At 67.9% G+C, this 18,459-nt stretch carries 18 protein-coding genes; 13 read left to right on the forward strand and 5 right to left on the reverse strand.

Going from position 1 to position 18,459, the window contains the following annotated elements:
- The first annotated feature begins 16 nt into the window (after window positions 1–16).
- From galE to D1832_RS05425, 6 genes are all read left to right on the forward strand, one after another.
- On the forward strand, window positions 17–1,036 hold the full coding sequence (gene galE, locus D1832_RS05405) for a UDP-glucose 4-epimerase GalE (RefSeq protein ID WP_047310636.1): 1,020 nt from the start codon (window positions 17–19) through the stop codon (window positions 1,034–1,036).
- Between the two features lie 7 nt (window positions 1,037–1,043).
- On the forward strand, window positions 1,044–1,646 hold the full coding sequence (locus D1832_RS05410; protein WP_118912941.1) for a class I SAM-dependent methyltransferase: 603 nt from the start codon (window positions 1,044–1,046) through the stop codon (window positions 1,644–1,646).
- Window positions 1,646–2,164, forward strand: coding sequence for a hypothetical protein (locus D1832_RS05415; RefSeq protein WP_118912942.1), 519 nt, complete (start codon window positions 1,646–1,648; stop codon window positions 2,162–2,164). The genes D1832_RS05410 and D1832_RS05415 overlap by 1 nt, the downstream gene beginning before the upstream one ends.
- 43 nt (window positions 2,165–2,207) lie before the next feature.
- A complete protein-coding gene (locus D1832_RS15285) occupies window positions 2,208–2,372 on the forward strand; it encodes a hypothetical protein (protein WP_182434668.1) in 165 nt (54 codons plus the stop codon).
- Entirely contained in the window at window positions 2,354–2,806 is a 453-nt protein-coding gene (locus tag D1832_RS05420) for a GNAT family N-acetyltransferase (RefSeq protein WP_118912943.1), read from the forward strand. Before D1832_RS15285 ends, D1832_RS05420 begins: the two co-directional genes overlap by 19 nt.
- 120 nt (window positions 2,807–2,926) lie before the next feature.
- Complete coding sequence (locus D1832_RS05425; protein WP_118912944.1) at window positions 2,927–3,736, forward strand: class I SAM-dependent methyltransferase; 810 nt, start codon at window positions 2,927–2,929, stop codon at window positions 3,734–3,736.
- A gap of 246 nt (window positions 3,737–3,982) precedes the next feature.
- Here the strand turns inward: D1832_RS05425 and D1832_RS15290 are convergent, their stop codons facing one another.
- Window positions 3,983–5,686: an HNH endonuclease signature motif containing protein gene (locus tag D1832_RS15290; RefSeq protein WP_182434669.1), complete on the reverse strand. Its 1,704-nt coding sequence runs from the start codon at window positions 5,684–5,686 to the stop codon at window positions 3,983–3,985.
- A gap of 200 nt (window positions 5,687–5,886) precedes the next feature.
- On the reverse strand, window positions 5,887–7,674 hold the full coding sequence (gene argS / locus D1832_RS05435; protein WP_047310639.1) for an arginine--tRNA ligase: 1,788 nt from the start codon (window positions 7,672–7,674) through the stop codon (window positions 5,887–5,889).
- A 165-nt stretch (window positions 7,675–7,839) separates the two neighbouring features.
- Here argS and D1832_RS05440 point away from each other — a divergent pair, with 165 nt between their 5' ends.
- The 6 genes from D1832_RS05440 to cydB all read left to right on the forward strand — a co-directional run bounded on the left by D1832_RS05440 (window position 7,840) and on the right by cydB (window position 13,910).
- Window positions 7,840–8,568, forward strand: a complete 729-nt coding sequence (locus tag D1832_RS05440) for a LolA-like protein (protein ID WP_118912945.1) — start codon at window positions 7,840–7,842, stop codon at window positions 8,566–8,568.
- A gap of 7 nt (window positions 8,569–8,575) precedes the next feature.
- Window positions 8,576–9,412 carry a hypothetical protein gene (locus D1832_RS05445; RefSeq protein WP_118912946.1) on the forward strand — a complete coding sequence of 279 codons (837 nt, stop codon included), beginning with the start codon at window positions 8,576–8,578 and terminating at the stop codon, window positions 9,410–9,412.
- A gap of 88 nt (window positions 9,413–9,500) precedes the next feature.
- On the forward strand, window positions 9,501–10,319 hold the full coding sequence (locus D1832_RS05450) for a hypothetical protein (RefSeq protein ID WP_147362620.1): 819 nt from the start codon (window positions 9,501–9,503) through the stop codon (window positions 10,317–10,319).
- A 100-nt stretch (window positions 10,320–10,419) separates the two neighbouring features.
- On the forward strand, window positions 10,420–11,196 hold the full coding sequence (locus D1832_RS05455) for a hypothetical protein (RefSeq protein ID WP_118912948.1): 777 nt from the start codon (window positions 10,420–10,422) through the stop codon (window positions 11,194–11,196).
- Between the two features lie 74 nt (window positions 11,197–11,270).
- Complete coding sequence (locus tag D1832_RS05460; RefSeq protein ID WP_118912949.1) at window positions 11,271–12,779, forward strand: cytochrome ubiquinol oxidase subunit I; 1,509 nt, start codon at window positions 11,271–11,273, stop codon at window positions 12,777–12,779.
- Window positions 12,780–12,794: 15 nt separating this feature from the next.
- The gene (gene cydB, locus D1832_RS05465; RefSeq protein ID WP_118912950.1) at window positions 12,795–13,910 is read left to right on the forward strand and encodes a cytochrome d ubiquinol oxidase subunit II; all 1,116 of its coding nucleotides are present in this window, start codon (window positions 12,795–12,797) and stop codon (window positions 13,908–13,910) included.
- A 66-nt stretch (window positions 13,911–13,976) separates the two neighbouring features.
- On the opposite strand, the gene D1832_RS05470 is transcribed toward cydB, so the two are convergent.
- The gene (locus D1832_RS05470; protein WP_118912951.1) at window positions 13,977–14,546 is read right to left on the reverse strand and encodes a hypothetical protein; all 570 of its coding nucleotides are present in this window, start codon (window positions 14,544–14,546) and stop codon (window positions 13,977–13,979) included.
- A gap of 343 nt (window positions 14,547–14,889) precedes the next feature.
- On the opposite strand from D1832_RS05470, the gene D1832_RS05475 reads away from it, so the two are divergent.
- Window positions 14,890–16,551, forward strand: a complete 1,662-nt coding sequence (locus D1832_RS05475) for a dihydroxyacetone kinase family protein (RefSeq protein WP_118912952.1) — start codon at window positions 14,890–14,892, stop codon at window positions 16,549–16,551.
- 63 nt (window positions 16,552–16,614) lie between these two features.
- Here the strand turns inward: D1832_RS05475 and D1832_RS05480 are convergent, their stop codons facing one another.
- Window positions 16,615–17,238 (reverse strand): hypothetical protein, encoded by a 624-nt coding sequence (locus tag D1832_RS05480; RefSeq protein ID WP_118912953.1) that lies wholly within the window; start codon window positions 17,236–17,238, stop codon window positions 16,615–16,617.
- A 466-nt stretch (window positions 17,239–17,704) separates the two neighbouring features.
- Window positions 17,705–18,388: a type 1 glutamine amidotransferase domain-containing protein gene (locus D1832_RS05485; RefSeq protein ID WP_118912954.1), complete on the reverse strand. Its 684-nt coding sequence runs from the start codon at window positions 18,386–18,388 to the stop codon at window positions 17,705–17,707.
- Window positions 18,389–18,459 lie beyond the last annotated feature (71 nt).

The raw sequence follows: 18,459 nt of genomic DNA on the forward strand, positions 1-18,459 counted from the left end.
GCCGTATCCTGGCGGCATGCGCGTTCTCGTCACCGGCGGTGCCGGTTTCATCGGCTCCCACACCGTGCTCGCCCTGCTCGAGGCGGGCCACGAGCCCGTCATCGGCGACAACTTCGCGAACTCGAGCCCCAAGGTGCTTGAGCGCCTGGAGCAGATCGCCGGGCAGCCGGTGACGTGTCACGAGGTCGACCTCACCGACGTCGCGGCCACGGACGCCCTCGTCGCGGACGTGAAGCCCGACGCCGTCATCCACTTCGCCGGCTACAAAGCCGTCGGCGAGAGCGTCGAAAAGCCGCTCATGTACTACACGAACAACCTCGACTCGACGTTCGCGGTGCTCGCGGCGATGACCGAACACGGCGTGGAGAAGTTCGTGTTCTCGTCGTCGGCGACGGTGTACGGCCCGGATGCGCCGCTGCCGTACCACGAGGAGTACGAGCCGCTTCGGGCGACGAACCCGTACGGCTGGACGAAGGCGATGATCGAGCAGATCGTCACGGACGTCGCGGCCGCGAGCCCCGGTTTCAAGGCGGCGCTCCTGCGTTACTTCAACCCCATCGGCGCGCACGAGAGCGGGCTCATCGGTGAGGACCCGAGCGGCATCCCGAACAACCTCATGCCGTACATCGCGCAGGTGGCCGTGGGGCGGCGCGAGAAGCTGGGCGTCTTCGGTGACGACTACGACACGAAGGACGGCACGGGTGAGCGCGACTACATCCACGTCGTCGACCTCGCGGCCGGACACGTTGCGGCGCTCGACCACCTCGACGCGATGAGCGAGTCGGCGCGCGCCTTCAACCTCGGCACCGGGCAGGGCACGAGCGTTTTCGAGCTGCTCCACGCGTTCGAGCGGGCGTGCGGCAAGGAGTTGCCCTACGAGGTGGGTCCGCGGCGTGCGGGCGATCTGCCGGTCACGTACGCCGACCCGACGCGCGCGCGTGAGGAGCTCGGCTGGAAGGCCGAGAAGACGATCGACGACATGTGCGTCGACACGTGGCGTTGGCAGTCGGCCAACCCGAACGGGTTCGGCGGCTGAAGCGCCGATGACGAGTTGGGCGCGCACGATCGCGGACGACCCGAACCACTCGACCTGGTACGTCGAGCGGATGCGTGGGCTGGCCGCCGACGGTGAGGATCTCGCGGGCGAGGCGCGCTTCGTCGCGGCGCTCGTCGGGCCCGGTTCGCGGGTGCTCGACGCCGGGTGCGGGCCGGGACGCGTCAGCGGCGCGATGGAGGCGCTGGGGCTCTCGCCGGTCGGCGTGGACCTCGACCCCGTGCTGCTCGACGCGGCGCGTGAGGACTGGCCGGACATCCGCTTCGAGCAGGGCGACCTCGGCGCGTTGCCGTCTGGGCTGCTCGAGTCGCTCGGGGCGCCGTTCGACGCCGTCGTGTGCGCGGGCAACGTGTTGCCGTTCATGGAGGACGGCGCGCAGGCGCGGGCGCTTGCCGCGTTGTTCGGGGCCGTGCGCGACGGCGGGCGTCTGGCCGTCGGGTTCGGCACGAACCGCGGGTACGCGCTGGAACAGTTCGTGGCCGATGCGGAAGGCGCCGGGTGGCGCCGCGACGCGCTGTTCGCGACGTGGGAGATGCACGCGCGTGACGACGAGTCCGACTTCGTCGTCGGGGTGTTCACACGGGCGTCGTAGTGCTCGCCGTCGTCGATACTGCGGTCGTCGCGCTCGACGACACGTTCCTGCGCGTCGACGCGGTGGTGTTTCGAACAAGGTCGGAGATCGCTGACGACACCGAGCTGCTGGGCGCGCTCGTGCGACATCGCGCGTATGGGCACGACTACGCCTCACCATTCGACCCGGACTCACCGTCGCTGTCCCGGATTCGGCACGGCCGGTGGTGGCTGTGGGGCCTCGGCCCGGATCAGTTCGTTCCGTGCACCGCTGACGAAGCCCGCACAACTCTGACGAGGTGGGCCACGGAGCAGGACTGGAGCGACTCCGGCTCCGTCGTGAGCGACACCGCCTGGGGCGGTCTCGCCGAAGTGTTCGGCTGGTTCGAGTCTGAGACCTCGTTGTACCGGTTGGTCGACCCGGGCACCGCGCACGAGCACAACTACGGTTTCGTCATCGGAGCATGCGGCTTCCACGAGTTCGTCGCCATCGACCGCGCGAACCACCTCGTGCGGCTCGTCGTGGCGACCGACGATTGAACCGCTCCGGCGCGCGGGCCGAAACCTGAGGCACCCTCGCCCCATGAGCGACGACAACGCGCGATACACCCACGGCCACGAAGAGCCGGTCCTGGACGCTCACGCCGACCTGGTAGCGCTCGATGCCGTCGATGCGGTCACGACGGCTCGCTCCATCGCACAACCGACATCGTTGGTTATCCTCGCGGCATGCGTGCACCCAGCGTGACCATCACCGAGGTAGGTTCCAATGCGCGCGACCTCTTGGCCCTGCGTTACGAATGGCATGACGTGTCGGCCACCGATACCCAGTTCGACGAGCGTTTCCACGAGTGGTGGCGGTCGGAGCGTCACCACCGCCGCGCCACCGTCGCACTGACGAGCGAGGAACGCCCAGTGGGTATGGCGAACGCGCTCATCTACTCGCGGATGCCGAGCCCGGGCCGCCCTCCCGCGCGCAGGGTGCACGCCGCGAACGTTTTCCTCAGCCCCGAGTTCCGGCGGCAGGGCATCGCGTCCGCACTCATGTCGGAACGGGTCGAGCACGCCCGCGCTGAGGGCATGGTGCGGGTGGTTCTCGCGCCGTCGGAGATGTCGAAACCGCTGTATCGCTTCCTCGGTTTTCGGGTGGCTGACGACCTCATGCGCCTCGATCTCACCTGAGTCCGTAGCGCGAGGCGATGATTTGCTGACCCTCGCATGAGGCCATCTCGTACACCGCCGTAGCGACCGACGACTGAACCGCCCCAGCGCGAAGGTCGGATCCTGGGGCACCCTCGAGCCATGACCGACGAAAAGAACCCGCGATACACCCACGGCCATGACGAGCCTGTCTTGCGCTCCCACACCTGGCGCACCGTTGAGAACTCCGCCGCGTACCTCATGCCCCACCTCACGCCCGAGGTCCATCTGCTCGACGTCGGCGCAGGGCCGGGCACGATCAGTGTCGACTTCGCGCGGCGCGTCGGCTCCGTCACCGTCGCGGAGACGAGCGAAGACATCCTGTCGTTGTCACGACGCGCCGCGCAGGACGCCGGTGTGACGAACATGGAGTTCGCCGTCGAGGACGTTCACGGCATGTCCTTCGCGGACGACACCTTCGACGTCGTTCACGCCCATCAGGTTCTTCAACACGTCGCAGACCCGGTGGCGGCGCTGCGCGAGATGGCTCGCGTGACGAAGCCGGGCGGTGTCGTCGCGGTTCGTGATGCCGATTACGGTGCCATGACGTGGTGGCCGGAGACACCTGGAATCGAACGATGGCGGCAGAGCTACTCGCGCGCCGCGCGGGCCAACGGCGGCGAGCCCGACGCCGGACGACGCCTGCTGGCCTGGGCTCACGCGGCCGAGTTGGTAGATGCTCGGGCATCCAGTTCGACCTGGACGTACGCGACACCGGATGAGCGCCGTTGGTGGGCCGATTTGTGGGCCGACCGTGTGAGCCGGACCGCCCTCACCGAACAGCTCGCGGAGGGGTCTGTCGCGGGATCGAACGACGTGGACGTCATGGCGGCGGCGTGGCGATCGTGGGGCGAGCACCCCGACGGCTGGTTCTGTGTTCCTCACGGTGAGGTGCTCTGGCGCAAACCCTGACGGGACACTCTCCCGGAACGGGGCACGCGGTGTAGGGCGTCAGTGCGCCAGACGCGTGGATCGTGTGGTGCCCGTCGGTTGTCCGCCGGTCGTCGATCGTGAAGCCCGCGTGCTCCAACTGCTCTTCCCACCAGGTTTCGCTGCGCTTGTTCACCATGACGTTCATCGACTGGCCATAGCCCTCGGTCTTGATGCGTGAACCGGAGCCCACATCCCCGCCCTCACGTCGCCATTCTCGCGGCCCACTCAGGCGATGAGTGCGTAACCCTCGCGCGAGGTGATTTCGTACGCCGTCGGGTCGGCGGGGTCGGTGCGGTACCAGGCGCCGGTCGGCGAGTTCCAGACGCACACTCCATCGGTGCGCATGGCCACGGCCCACCCGCCGAACGTCTTGGCACGGTGGTGGTGGCGGCACAGCAGCTGCAGGTTCTCACCCGACGTGGCGCCGCCGTCGGCGTACGGCACGACGTGGTCGGCATCGCAGAACTCGCCCGGGCGCATGCAACCGGGGAAGCGGCAGTGCTCGTCGCGCTGCTCGACGAACCGGCGCGTGGTGATCGACGGGCGGTAGGTGAATCGCGACGTCCACCGCGTCACGCCGCGCTTCTCGTCGACGAGGGCGACGGTGAAGGCGGCACCGACCGCCGAGGCGAGGCGCTCCACGCAGGCCGCCGACACAACACCGACGCCGGGCACGTGAAGGTCGGCGACTCGCGTCGTCGAGCGCGGGGCGGTTGCGGCGCGTCGCTGACCTGCCGTTCCTATCCCGACGCCATCACCAACCTGCCCTGCGGCAAGTGGCGCGACGCCGTCCTCGGCTTCCCGGTAGAGCGCACCCCACGGGGCCTGCTCAGCGGCGGGCCGCGCAACGCCACGGCCCGAGCCACCCTGTGCAGAACAGCCTCGACTGCGATCGACCGCACCGAGTGAAACGGGCACACCGCTCCCCTGACCGGCGAAGGGCATGGTTGTGCCTGGGGTGGTGCCGTCCTCGAAACAGCGCACGGGCACGGTGAGCCGCACGATGGGGTCGAACCTCACGGAGCCGAGGAGCAGGTCGACGAAGGCATCGACCCGCGCCCGGTTCATCCGGTAGCGCGTCGCGCCGCCGTGCAGACGCTCGTGTTCCTGCGCCAGCTGGCGCGCACGCGCATCGATGGCGACCTGGACCTGCCACGCCTGGTCGGCGTCCATGACAACGGTCATCTGCGTGAGCCTGGGCTGATCGGGGTGCTCGCGGAACGAGACCTCGACGAGCGCCTCCGACGCGTCCTCATCCGCCGGCGCCGACAATCCGAGCGAGGCAAGGAGCCGCCGCACACGACGCTTCACTGCGGCCGAACCGCCCAGCAGCGCCCGACCGGACACGAGCATCCCCTCGACGCTCTCCCGCTCGGCCGGCTCAAGGTGTTCCAGTTCGCGAAGCACGGTCTCGCAGGTCGTCATGCGCATCTCCCCCGCACCGGCCATGACGAACATGCGAGGCAACGAGGCTCGCACGGCGTCACCCGCTTCGGCCCACGCCTCCGCGGTACCGACACGGACTCCGAGTCTGGCCGCCAGATCGTCGGCAGCGAACTCGCCGGGCACGAACTGACGCGGGTCGCTCTCCCACTGGTCGACCTCGAGAACGTCGTGTCGCGTGACGACGCGAGCGTGGGCCGCCGCGAAGGCGTGCATCGTGGCGTCGGCGCTGCGCGAGACGTACGCGGCCGTGACGGTGAGCTCTGCGAGGGCGCGTCGCTCGGCGTCGAGTTGGGCGAGTTCCTCATCAACGGATACCGCGTCCACCGCGAGCGCCGACGACTCACCCCAGTCGATCGTCGGACGCGATGCGACCTCGAAGAGTTCGACGCCCACCGCGTGCCACGCCTCGACCCGCGCTTCGAGAGGCAGCGCACGAACGGCGGCCAGCACCTCGGCCACGTCGTCACGCTGTGTTGTCTCCACGCCTCCATTTTATCGAACTTATGTTCGATTATCGAGCCAAAAGTCCGCCCAAATTTACCGGAGAGAAGCGGTCAGACACCGCCGCCAGCAGCTGACGCAGTTCGGTGCACCTGACGCACTCTGAGCCTGCTCAAACCGCATCAGCTGCACCGAAGTGCGTCAGCTGCACCAAGGCCCACAACGCAAACGCCGCTGGGGCGTCACATCTTCTCGGGCGTCTCGATGCCGAGGAGGCCGAGGCCGTCGCTGAGCACCTGCAGCGTCAGGGCGCACAGGGCGAGGCGCGAGTCGCGCACGGCGTCGTCGTCGGCCTTGAGCACCGGGCACTTCTCGTAGAAGGCCGTGAACGCCGTCGCGAGTTCGAAGAGGTACGCGGCGAGCCGGTGCGGTTCGAGCGTCTCGCCGACGAGCGCGACGACGGCGCCGTAGTCGAGCAGCTTCAGCGCGAGCGCGCGCTCGGCGTCCTCACCGATCGTGATGGCGGACGCAGGCGTCGCACCCGCGTCGGCGGCCTTCGCGAGGATCGAGCGGATACGCGTGGCGGCGTACTGCAGGTACGGGCCCGTGTTGCCGGTGAGCGCGAGCATGCGGTCGAAGTCGAACGTGTACTCGCTGTCGTGGGAGACCGACAGGTCCGAGTACTTCACCGCGCCGATGCCGACCTGGCGCGCGACGACGGCGCGCTCGGCGTCCGTCATGTCGGCCTTCGACTCCGCGACGACCTTCTCGGCGCGTTCGATGGCCTCGTCGAGCAGCTCCATGAGCCGCACCGAGTCACCCGAACGCGTCTTGAGCATCTTGCCGTCCGCGCCGAGCACCGAACCGATCTGCACGTGGATCGGCGTCGACTCCGGCCGGATGTAGCCCGCCTTGTCCGCCGCCGACCACGTCATGCGGAAGTGCAGGTTCTGCGGCGCGCCGACGACGTAGACGAGCCGGTCGCCGAGCAGATCCTGCGAGCGGTGCCGGACGGTGGCGAGGTCGGTCGTCGCGTAGCCGTAGCCGCCGTCGCTCTTGCGGATGATGAGAGGCACGGGAGCGTCGTCACGGCCGGTGAACTCGTCCTGGAAGATGCACAGCGCGCCGTCGGAAATCCGCGCGATACCGCGCGACTCGAGGTCCTCACAGATGCCCGCGAGTTCGTCGTTGTACGTCGACTCGCCCGCGAGGTCGGCGTCCGTCAGCGTCACGCCGAGCGTCGAGTACACCCGGTTGAAGTACGCCTTGGAGCGATCCATGAGCTTGTTCCAGTGCGCCAGCGTCTCCGGGTCGCCGCCCTGCAGCAGCGTCACCCGCTTGCGGGCCCGCATGTTGAAGTCGCCCTTCGAGCCGGCCGGCTCCGCCTTCTCCGCCGTGTCGAACTTGACGCGCGCGGCCTGGTAGAACGCGTTGGGGTCGGTCTCGAGAAGCTCCGCCTCCGGGCTGTTCTCGCCGACCTCGAGCAGGTGCTCGATGAGCATGCCGAACGGCGTGCCCCAGTCGCCGACGTGGTTCTGGCGCACGACGGTGTGCCCGAGGCGCTCGAGCACGCGCGCGAGCGAGTCACCGACGACCGTCGTGCGCAGGTGGCCGACGTGCATCTCCTTCGCCACGTTCGGCGAGGAGTAGTCGAGCGGAATGACCTCGAGCTTGCTCGGGGGCAGGACGCCGAGCGTGCCGTCGGCCAGGATCGTGGAGGCCTGCGCGGCCACCCAGTCCGTCGAGAGCGTGATGTTGAGGAAGCCCGGGCCGGCGATCTCGACGTCCGAGATGAGCTGCATCGCAGCGGAGTCCGCCTTGAGGGCCTCGACGATGGCCGTCGCCACCTCGCGCGGGTTCTTGCCCACCTTCTTCGCGAGCGCCATCGCCGCGTTGACCTGGACGTCGGCGCTCGTCTGCTTCTTGTTGGCAGGTCGGATGACCGGGTCCGCGTCTCGCCACTCCTCGCCGAACGACGTGGCGATGGCGTTCTGAACGAAACCGGTCAACGAAGCGATGGGATCTGCCATACGTCAAGGTTAGAGCGGCGGCGCAAATCAGTTCTGCTGCGTCGCACGGCCCCGCCGGCCCGCTGCGTGAGAACTCGGGCGGAACCTCAGCGAGGCCGGCGGCGTCGGACTCCCCGAGTCTGTAAGACTGACAACGAAGAATTGCACCCCACGGGAGGAAACACCATGAAGCTCCGCAGCACGGCTGCCGCCGTCGCAATCGCCGCCACCGCCACGATGGGCCTGACGGCCTGCGGCGGCGAAGAAGCCCCCAAGGCCAAGGACGCCTGGAACGCCTCCCAGGAGTCGGCCGGCAAGTACAAGAGCATGGAGGTCAAGGCCTCGGGCAAGAGCAACGGCAAGCCGGCGAGCTTCACGATCAAGGGTGACGTCGACGGCGACCCGCAGACGCTCTCGGGCGAGATGGAGGGCGGCAAGATGGAGGCCGTCATCGTGGGCAGCAAGTCCTACATCAAGGCCGACTCCGCCTACTGGAAGTCCGCGATGGGCAACAGCGGCGCATCGAGCGCGATGACGTCGATGATGGCCGACAAGTGGGTCGAGTCCCCCGAGAGCAACAGCGGGGACACGAGCGACACGCTCAAGGACCTCGTCAAGGAACTCAAGGACGACAACAACGAGTCCAACAAGAAGCTGCTGTCGGACAAGGCCACCGTCACGGAGGAGAAGGTCGACGGCAAGGACGCCTGGAAGATCGAGAGCGAGGACAAGAAGGTCAAGGCCTGGGTCTCGAAGGAGGACTCGCGCGACGTCCTCAAGGTCGAGGGCTGGGAAGCCAAGGGCTCGTCCAACGGCGAGGAGATGACGACGGTCAACTTCGTCTCGCACGACAAGGACTACGGCATCAAGGCGCCGAGCGGCGCCAAGAAGATGACCGACCTCATCAAGGGCTGACGCTCCGATGACGACGACGGCGCCGCTGCGTCCCCTCAGCGTGGCCTCGACCGTCACCGCGCTTCTCGCGGTGACGCTTTCGGGGTGCACGATGGGCTCGGACGCGGCGGCGCCGTCGCGTTCGGGCGCGGCGAAGCCGGCGTCGTCCTCGAGTTCGTCCAGCTCATCGAGCACGACGCTGCCCTCCGCCACGGCTGCCTGGAGCAAGACGCAGGACCGCATCGACGCCTACACCTCGCTGCGGGTCGACGGTCGTGACGCGATGGACGAGGAGTCTCCACGGGCGATCATCAGCGGAGACCTCGACACCGACCCGAGCGACATCGTTTTCACGAGCGACGAGATCGGCAACTTCACGTTGCGGCGCATCCGCTCCGACATCTACCTCAAGGGCGACGACGCCTACTGGAAGGCCGTCGCGGAGGACGACCCCACGCTCCCGGACGCGTCGTCGTTCGCCGACCGCTGGGTCAAGGCACCTGCGTCGACCTGGGAGGACAACGACCTCGACGACTTGTCGATCAAGCCGATCTTCGACGCGATGACCGACGACAGCGACCCGAAGTGGAAGACGCTCGCCTCCGACGACGCCGAGCTCACCCGAGACACCGTCGACGGGGTGGAGGCGTACAAGATCACCGGCGCCGACGGTGACACCGTCGTCTGGGCGAGCGCCGACGGCAAGTACAACCTGCTCAAGATCGAGGACGCCTCACCCGGTGAGGACGAGTTTGCGCTGGCCTCCTTCTCGCGCTGGAACGCGAAGTTCGAGGTCACCGCCCCCAAGGGCGCGCTCGACCTGGGTTCTGCCGACCCCGAATCCGGCACCGAGAAGACGACCTGACGCTCTGGTGGCGCGCCGAACCCGCGTGCCATGATGAGCGCGCAGTCGAGCGCTCGCTCCGATTGACGACCCTCGGAGACGAACCGCCTTGACAACCACCCCTCGCGCTCGCCGCGTGCAGGCTCTCGTCAGCGCGCCGCTCGCCCTCGCCGTTCTCGGTGGATGCAGCGTCGCCGGCAAGAGCGTCGCGCCTGCGAAGACCACCTCGAACTCGAGCACCACGTCGACCACCCCGGCCGCCGCACCGAGCACGGACAATCTGCCGAGCACCGACAACCTGCCGACCGCGTCCGTCCTCTTCTCGCGAGCCCAGGACGTGCTCGTCCGGACGAAGACTCTCACCATCCGCACGACGATCACCGTGCCCGGCGGCGAAATGTCCACCACGACGAGGCGGGGCCGAATCATCGGTACGCCCCAAGCACTGACCTACACGCAACTCGACCACGGCACAGAAGAACTGCGCCTCATCGGCGCGACGCTCTACGTCAAGGGAGATGCGACGTACTGGGGCGAGTACGCCACCGACTACGCGAACCGTTGGACGCGTTCGCCCGACGACGAATGGACACGCACCGCCATCGAGGACATGGCAATCGTGCCTCACGTCGACGAACTCCTCGAGGAGGACAGCGAGATCGTCCAGGCGCTCACCGGGAAGGCCGCCTCGGTCACCATGGAGACACTGGACGGGCAGCGGATGTACTGCGTGGAGAACGAAAACGGTGTGCTGAGGGCCTGGATCGATCCCAAGAGCAATCAGATCCGCAAGGTCGAGGGGTACGGGACCGACGGCGATGGCACCGGCATCGACGAGCTCTCCGGTTACGACGGTGACTACTCCGACATCGTGGCCCCGAAGACCACCCTGACGCGTCCGCCCGTCGAAGCCTCCTCCACGACCTGATCCCACCCACCCGACACGCCGGGCACTTTGGGCGCGCCACGCGCGTTTGGCACAGTGGCTCACCGCCGAGCCTCCCCGACGCGATACGGAGTCACCCCTCATGACGCTGCGCACCACGGCTGCCGCCACGCTGACGACGGGCGCCGCCCTCCTCGCCCTGAGCGCCTGCGGCGGAACCCCGAGCGCCGCTGACCTCACGAAGGACGCCAAGTCCTCGTCGACGTCCGCCAAGTCGACCTCCGTCGACATCGTCGGCTCCGTCAACGGCACGCGCACGACGTTCAGCGCCTACGGCGCGACGAACGGCTCCAACCAGAAGCAGATCCAGACGCAGGGCAAGGCCTCCTCCGAGGGGCTCGTCATCGGCAAGCAGGCCTACCTCAAGGCCAACACCGACTTCTGGCAGCAGATCGGCGCCAACGCCACCGACGCGAAGAAGCTCAACGGCAAGTGGTGGAAGGGCGCGGCCAACGATCCCGCCTCCAACCCGGCGCTCGACGTCAAGCAGATGCTCACCGAGTTCTTCGAGTCCGAGGACGGCAAGAAGCTCGCGTCGAAGGACGCCAAGGTCGCCGAGACGAAGACCGCGGGCAAGGACACGTACACGATCAGCGCCTCCGACGCGAAGGACGCCGTCAAGCTCGTCGTGACCCGTGACGACAAGCCGCAGGTCGTCAAGATCGAGAACTACAGCTCCAAGCTGACGAACACGAAGGCGAACTACACGTTCTCGAAGTGGAACTCCGTCGAGACGTACAAGGCCCCTCGGGAGCGAAGCCGATCACGTCCGTGCTGGGCGGCCAGTCCGGTTCCGGCGCATCGGGTTCCACGGGCAAGTGAGGCCCGTGACACATCCCACCCGCAAGTGAGGACCTAGGTCCTCTGGAGATCGGAAACTCCTGAGTAGCCTTTCTTGTGAAAGTCTTCACAAGTCTCGAGGGGTCACAACCGATGGATGTCCTGGAACTGGCGCGGTGGCAGTTCGCCATCACGACCGTTTACCACTTCCTGTTCGTGCCGATCACGATCGGCCTTTCGGCCCTGGTCGCCGGCTACCACACCGCATGGCTGCGCACGGGTAACACCCAGTACCTGCGCCTCGCCAAGTTCCTCGGCAAGTTGTTCACCATCAACTTCGCCCTGGGCCTCGTCACCGGCATCGTGCAGGAGTTCCAGTTCGGCATGAACTGGAGCGACTACTCGCGCTTCGTCGGTGACATCTTCGGTGCGCCCCTGGCCATCGAAGCGCTCCTCGCCTTCTTCCTCGAGTCGACGTTCCTCGGCCTGTGGATCTTCGGTTGGGGCCGCCTGCCGCGCGCTCTGCACGCGGCCTGCATCTGGATCGTGCACATCGGCACGCTGCTGTCGGCGTACTTCATCCTCGCCGCCAACTCGTTCATGCAGAACCCGGTGGGCTACCGCTTCAACCCGGAGACCCAGCGCGCCGAGCTCGTCGACTTCGGCGCCGTGCTGCTCAACAAGGTGCAGCTCGTCACCTTCCCCCACGTCGCGTTCAGCTCGTACATGGTCGGCGGCGCCGTCGCCATGGGCGTCATGCTCTGGAACCTGCGCAAGCGCACCCTCGAGGCCCGCGCGGCCGCTGACGCCGTCGAGACGGGCGGCGCGACGAAGGTCGCCCCCACCGCCGACGACCTCACGATGTACCGCAAGGCCTCGCGCGTCGGCGCCATCGTCATGCTCGTCGCGAGCCTCGGCGTCGTCGTCACCGGAGACCTCCAGGGCAAGGTGATGACCGAGGTGCAGCCGATGAAGATGGCCGCCGCGGAAGCCCTCTACGACACATACGAGAAGGACGCCCCGTTCTCGATCTTCACCGTCGGCACCCGCGACGGCAAGGAGGAGAAGTTCGCCGTCACCGTGCCGAACCTGCTCAGCTTCCTCGCTACGGGCGACTTCCACGGCAAGGTCGAGGGCGTCAACGACCTCGAACCGGAACTGCAGAAGAAGTTCAACGAGGGCAAGCTCACCTCCGCGGACAGCTACACGCCCAACATGATGTGGTCGTACTGGAGCTTCCGCTGGATGATGGGCTGGGGCGGCATCTGCATGGCCATCGGCGTGTGGGTCCTGTGGATCACCCGTAAGGGTCGCAACCCCGTCAACCGCTGGATGGGCCCCGCCGCCCTCGTCGGCGCCCTGTCCCCCGTCTTCGCCATGAGCATCGGTTGGATCTTCACCGAGATCGGCCGCCAGCCGTGGGTCGTCTACGGCGTCATGACGACGAAGCAGGGCGTCAGCCCGAGCGTCTCCGCCGGCGAGGTGCTCACCTCGATGATCGTCTACACGCTCCTCTACGGAGCACTCGCCGTGGTCGAGGTGAAGCTCTTCATGGACTACATGAGGAAGGGCGCCGAACCCGTCGCCGACGACGGGGAAGACCTGCCCGGTGGGCACTCCGACGGTTCGAAGAACGACGACGAACTCTCGTTCGCGTACTGACAGGGAAGTTGAACGATGGAACTCACCACTTTCTGGTTCATCATCATCGGCGTCCTGTGGACGGGCTACTTCGTCCTCGAGGGCTTCGACTTCGGCGTCGGCATGCTCCTGCCGGTGCTCGGCAAGGGCAAGGCTGACTCGACGACTGACGCTGCTGCAGGTCAGGCCGGGGAGGTGACGGACCCCGTCACCGACCACATCGGCGAGAACGAGAAGCGCCGCCGCGTGCTGCTCAACACGATCGGCCCGGTGTGGGACGGCAACGAGGTGTGGCTGCTCACCGCCGGTGGCGCGACGTTCGCGGCGTTCCCGAACTGGTACGCGACGCTGTTCTCCGCGGCCTATCTGCCGCTGCTCATCATCCTCGTCGGCCTCATCGTGCGGAACATGGGCTTCGAGTACCGCCACAAGCGCGACTCGGTGGCGTGGCGCAAGGGCTGGGACACGGCAATCATCGTCGGCTCGTTCATCCCCGCGATCCTGTGGGGTGTCGCCCTGACGAACATGGTGCGCGGCCTGCCGATCAACGCCGACATGGAGTTCACCGGCAACCTCTTCACGCTGCTCAACCCGCTGTCGCTGCTCGGCGGCATCGTGACGATGCTCGTCTTCATGACGCACGGCTGCTTCTTCGTCGCGCTCAAGACGGACGGCGCCGTCCGTCACGACGCGCGGGCGCTCGCGACGAAGACGGGGCTTGCCGCTGCCGTGCTCGCCGTCGTGCTGCTCGTGTGGCTCGGCATCGAGGTCGGAACTGTGACCTCGTGGGTGACGTCGGTGCTCGTGGCTCTGTTCTTCCTCGCGGCTCTCGCGTTCAACCTGCGCGGCAAGGAGGGCGCAGCCTTCGCGGGCACGTTCGTGGCCATCGCGCTGTTCGTGCTGACGTACTTCGTCATGCTGTTCCCGAACGTCATGCCGAGCACGACGAACGCGGCCTGGTCGCTCACCACGGAGAACGCGTCGAGCTCGCACCACACACTCGTCATCATGACGTGGGTAGCGCTCATCTTCACGCCGCTCGTGGTGCTCTACCAGAGCTGGACGTACTGGGTGTTCCGCAAGCGCATCACGACCAAGCACATCCCGGAGGCCGTTGACCCGAGCAGGCCCGACCCGATCAAGGTGCACTGAGGCTCGCCCGCTCGCACGAGGACGCCGCCGCCCGATTCGGGCGGCGGCGTTCGGCGTCTTTGCGACTCATCTCGCCTGGTCAACGAACCAGTCATAGGCCCGCTGGGTGTCGACGTCCAGGCGCTCATTCAGGATGCTCGAAGAGCCATTCTGCAGCCCGCCGGTTCGCCCATGCTCGCCCTCGTACGCGTGCACGAGGGACGCGAAGACGGCCTCGCGACCGCATCGCTTGACGAGTGCGCTCACCACAGGACGGAACGCATGATTTCGCGCGAGGGTCGCCAATTCCCCTTCGCTGTCGGCACGGTCACCGCTTGGGAACAGGCCGTTCGCTCCGCAGTAGAGACCCAAATCGAGTGGTGGCACGAGACCGCTCAGACCTGCCTCGTCCTCGGTGGGGTTGAGCCCACTCAAGATCTCAAAGATTGAGCGCGAGAGGTCGCACAGAGCCGCAAGCCCGACGACTTCCTCCGTGACACTGGGACTGCTCGGCTCACACGGCTCTGTGGGTAGACCTGCCTCAGCGGCGTATTCGCGATATGCCCGGTCGACCCAGCGCTCCGCATCCTCGTAGTCGGCCCAAGAGCGAACCGCTTCTCGAAGAGTCTTGCTTTCCCACGTGTTCACATCATTCATGGCTGCCACTCCTCGTCGTCCGTCACTGTGTGAGCAGCCTGACAGGAGGGGCTGACAACCCTGCCCTGGGGTGCCCGAGGACATACGCGCCCAGCTCGAGCGGCAGGCGGCGCAAAACCAGACGTTCGCGGACTATGTCCTCGAGGCACTCACGGGCGCGGCGAAATGGTCTCAGCACCGACTTGCCGCGGGGGTTGACTCACGACGTGGGGAGTCTCCCCATCCGCACCCGCGAGGGAGATGGCGGCGCGGGTGGAGACTCTGCCCTCGAGACCACCGATCACCCACCGCACAGGCGATCTCATCCCGACCATTCGGGCCCTGTCCGTGCTTGCATGAACGTATGAAGAAACTCATCAACGACGCGGACGCCGTGGTTCGGGAATCGCTCGAGGGACGCGTGCTGCTTCAGCCGAACGTCAGCCTGCTCGGCTCGAGCCAGACGGTCGTTCGCACCGACCGGGTCGTGAACGATGACAACCGCGCGACGGTGCCGGTGGCGTTGATCTCCGGCGGCGGCGCGGGTCACGAGCCGGCGCACGCCGGATACGTGGCACACGGCATGCTGACGGCCGCCGTCAGTGGCGGCGTGTTCGCCTCGCCCAGCGTCGACGCGGTGCTCGACGGCATCCGCGCCGTCACCGGTGACGCCGGCTGCCTGTTGATCGTCAAGAGCTATACCGGCGACCGCCTCAACTTCGGAATGGCCGCCGAACTCGCCCGCCATGACGGCCTCAACGTCGAAATGGTCGTCGTCGGAGACGACGTGGCGCTCAGCGACGACGACACACACGCAGGACGGCGCGGTCTCGCGGGTACCGTCCTCGTCCACAAGGTAGCGGGAGCCGCTGCGGAATCCGGGAGCACACTGCGAGAGGTGCACGACAGGGCCACACGGGTGACCGGACACCTCGGCACCATGGGCGTCGCCCTCGCCCCCTGCACCACCCCCGGCGCGGACGCACCGAGCTTCGAACTCGGTGACGACGAGATCGAGCTCGGCCTCGGCATCCACGGTGAACCCGGCGTCGAGCGCACGCGCCTCACCAGCGCCGATGACATCGCACAGACGCTCGTCGGGCGGATCCTCGACGACCTCGATATCGTCGACGGTGACCGCGTCGTCGCCCTCGTCGGCACCGCCGGCGCCACCCCGCCGAGCGAACTCGACATCGTCGCGCGGGGTGCGCACACCGCCCTGACGAATCGGGGCGTCGTCGTCGAGCGTCTCTGGGCCGGCCCGGTACTCACCTCCCTCGACATGTCCGGTGCGCACGTGTCACTCCTGCCCGTTGACGACGGTCTTCTCGACCTGCTCGACACACCCACCGCGTCGCCCGCGTGGCCGGGGTTCCCGGACGCTCGGCGCCCGGCCCTCAGCGTCGTGACGACCCCTGAATCCGCCGACCGCGCTGGGGGTCCGAAGGGCGAGGCCGACCCGTTCGTGCGCCAGGTCATCGACGCTGCCTGCGAGCGCCTTCTGCGCGCACGCACCGAACTCGACGCGGCCGACCAGCACGTCGGCGACGGCGACCTCGGATCGGCGCTCGCTCGCGGCGCCCGGGCCTGGCTCGACGACCCCGGCGAAGGCGACGCGGCCTCGTTGCTCCAGGAACTCTCCGCGCGATGCCGACGGGCGATCGGCGGCACGTCGGGCCCGCTGTACGGGATGCTTCTTCTGCGCGCCGCGCAGGCACTCGCGGACGGGGCGTCGTGGGGTGACGCTTTGCGTGCTGGCGTCACGGGCGTCCGGGAACTCGGCGGCGCCCAGCCCGGTGACGGCACGATGGTCGACACCCTGGAGCCTGCCGCGGACGCGGCCGATTCGGGCATCGACGCCGTCGTGACGGCTGCCCGGGAGGGTGCCGCCCGAACTTCGGACGCCGTCGCCACCAAGGGGCGTGCCAGCTATCTCGGTGAGCGCGCGAAGGGGTACGAAGACCCGGGCGCCACTGCCGTCGTCATGTGGCTGGAGGCCGTGCGAGAAGCAATGTCACAGCAGTGACACGCGGTTCCTTCGTCTGAGCACGGTCGCGGAGCGGCCGCTCGCGCCGGCGCCGTTCACCGACTACCGGGGCACCTCGACGAACGTCGTCACGCGGGTGACGGCGGGGCGGCGCGGGGTGGAACTGAACCCGAAGTTCGGCTCGGGCGCGACGTCGGCCAGCCCTCCCACCGGCTCGCCCGCCCACGTGCCCTCGATGTGCTCGACGGCATGCAGATCCTGGGCGAGATAGTGCTCGCGCCGCCCGTTGCCCGCCGTACCCGAGGTGCGCACGCCCGTCATCACCCGGCGCGCCACGGGGTCGATGAGGCGGGCCGTGAGCGGGTGGACGAGCGGCCCGCGCACCGGCAGCAACGGCGTAGCCAGGAGCAGTCGCCCTCCCACTGCGAGCGACAGCTGCAGCTCACCTGCCTGGACCACCCATCGCTCGCCCCCGTCACGAACCGAGCGATCCACCACGACATCGACGAGCGTCACCCCATCGAACCGGTAGGTGCCCGACACGTACTCGGCCACCTGCTCGCTCGGGGCCAGCAACTCCCGGCACCCGTCGGGGTGCGCCACCATGACGTCGGCGAACGCACCGAGGGGCGAGCGCTCCCACACCCCGACGACGAAGCGCCGCCCGGACGTCGAGCCTGCGCCCGCGATGTAGCCGTCGAAGCGGTCGCGTCGGTACGTCGTCATGCCGTTCCTCCCTCAGCGAGAGCCGTGGCGCCTTCGCGCTCAGGCGCCGAGGGACCCTCCCGGTCTCGTTCGAGCCATCCCATCACGGATGTCACGGCGATGCCGTGCACGACGACGCAAGTCGACGCTGCTCGAACTGCCCGCCGGCGCTCGTCGGCCGACGTCCGGGCGCATCGAGGTGCAGAGCGCACACCTCGTCTCGCAGCGGGGTTGCTCACGACACGCCTGTCCATCAGCGCGAGCCCGGCTCTCTTCTGCGCGCTCACCTCGCTGGTCGTCCTCGTCGCGCGCATCCCCATGATGCGCGGGGCAGCGGACTGAGCCCGTTCATCCCGCACGACGAGGCGCCACGCCACGTGAGAGCCGAGCCCATCGGCCGTTCGCCGGCCGCCCGTGAACACCGAAGGCGCCTGGACCCCACGGGGATCCAGCGCCTTCGGCATGTTCGCGCGTCGCGCAGCCAGGCTCAGCTCAGGCGCTCGAGCAGCTTCTTGGCGAGCGCCTCGGACGATGCCGGGTTCTGACCCGTCAGCAGGTCACCGTCGACGACGGTGAACGGCTGCCAGGCGGGGCCGGTCGAGACGTCAGCGCCGAGTTCGCGCAGCCGGTCCTCCAGCAACCACTTGGCCTTGTCAGCCTTGCCGGCGGCCTTCTCCTCCTCATTCGAGAAGCCGGTGATCTTGCGCCCGGCGACGACGGGCTCGCCCGCCGCCGTCCGCGCCGGAAGCAGCGCTGCCGGGCCGTGGCACACGATCGCGACAGGCTTGCTGCCCTCGAGCGCGTCCGCGATGAGCTTGCCGGACGTGGCGTCCTGCGCAAGGTCTTCCATCGGGCCGTGCCCACCCGGGTAGAACACCGCGTCATAGTCGCCGAGGACGACGTCCTCGAGCTTCATGGGGTGCTGCAGGCCGTCGATCGCGTCGAGGTCAGGACGCACGTCAGCGCCGCCGTTCGCGTCGGGGGCGAGGCTGACCTCATCGGCCACCGGCGTCACACCACCGGGCGTGGCGAACGTGACCGAGTGACCTGCCCCGGTGATCAGACGGTAGGGGGTGAGCAGTTCTTCCGCCCAGTAACCCGTCGGGACGCTCGAGCCGTCGGCCAGGGTCCAGGAGCGGGCGCCGGTGACGACGAAGAGAACGTTGGACATGTCAATCTCCTTGGTGATTCAGTGCGCAGCAGCGCGTGGCGTTCGCGTCGGGGCGAGTCGTCACTTGTTGT

The sequence above is a fragment of the Dermacoccus abyssi genome, from assembly GCF_003515945.1.
Lineage (GTDB): Bacteria > Actinomycetota > Actinomycetes > Actinomycetales > Dermatophilaceae > Dermacoccus > Dermacoccus abyssi.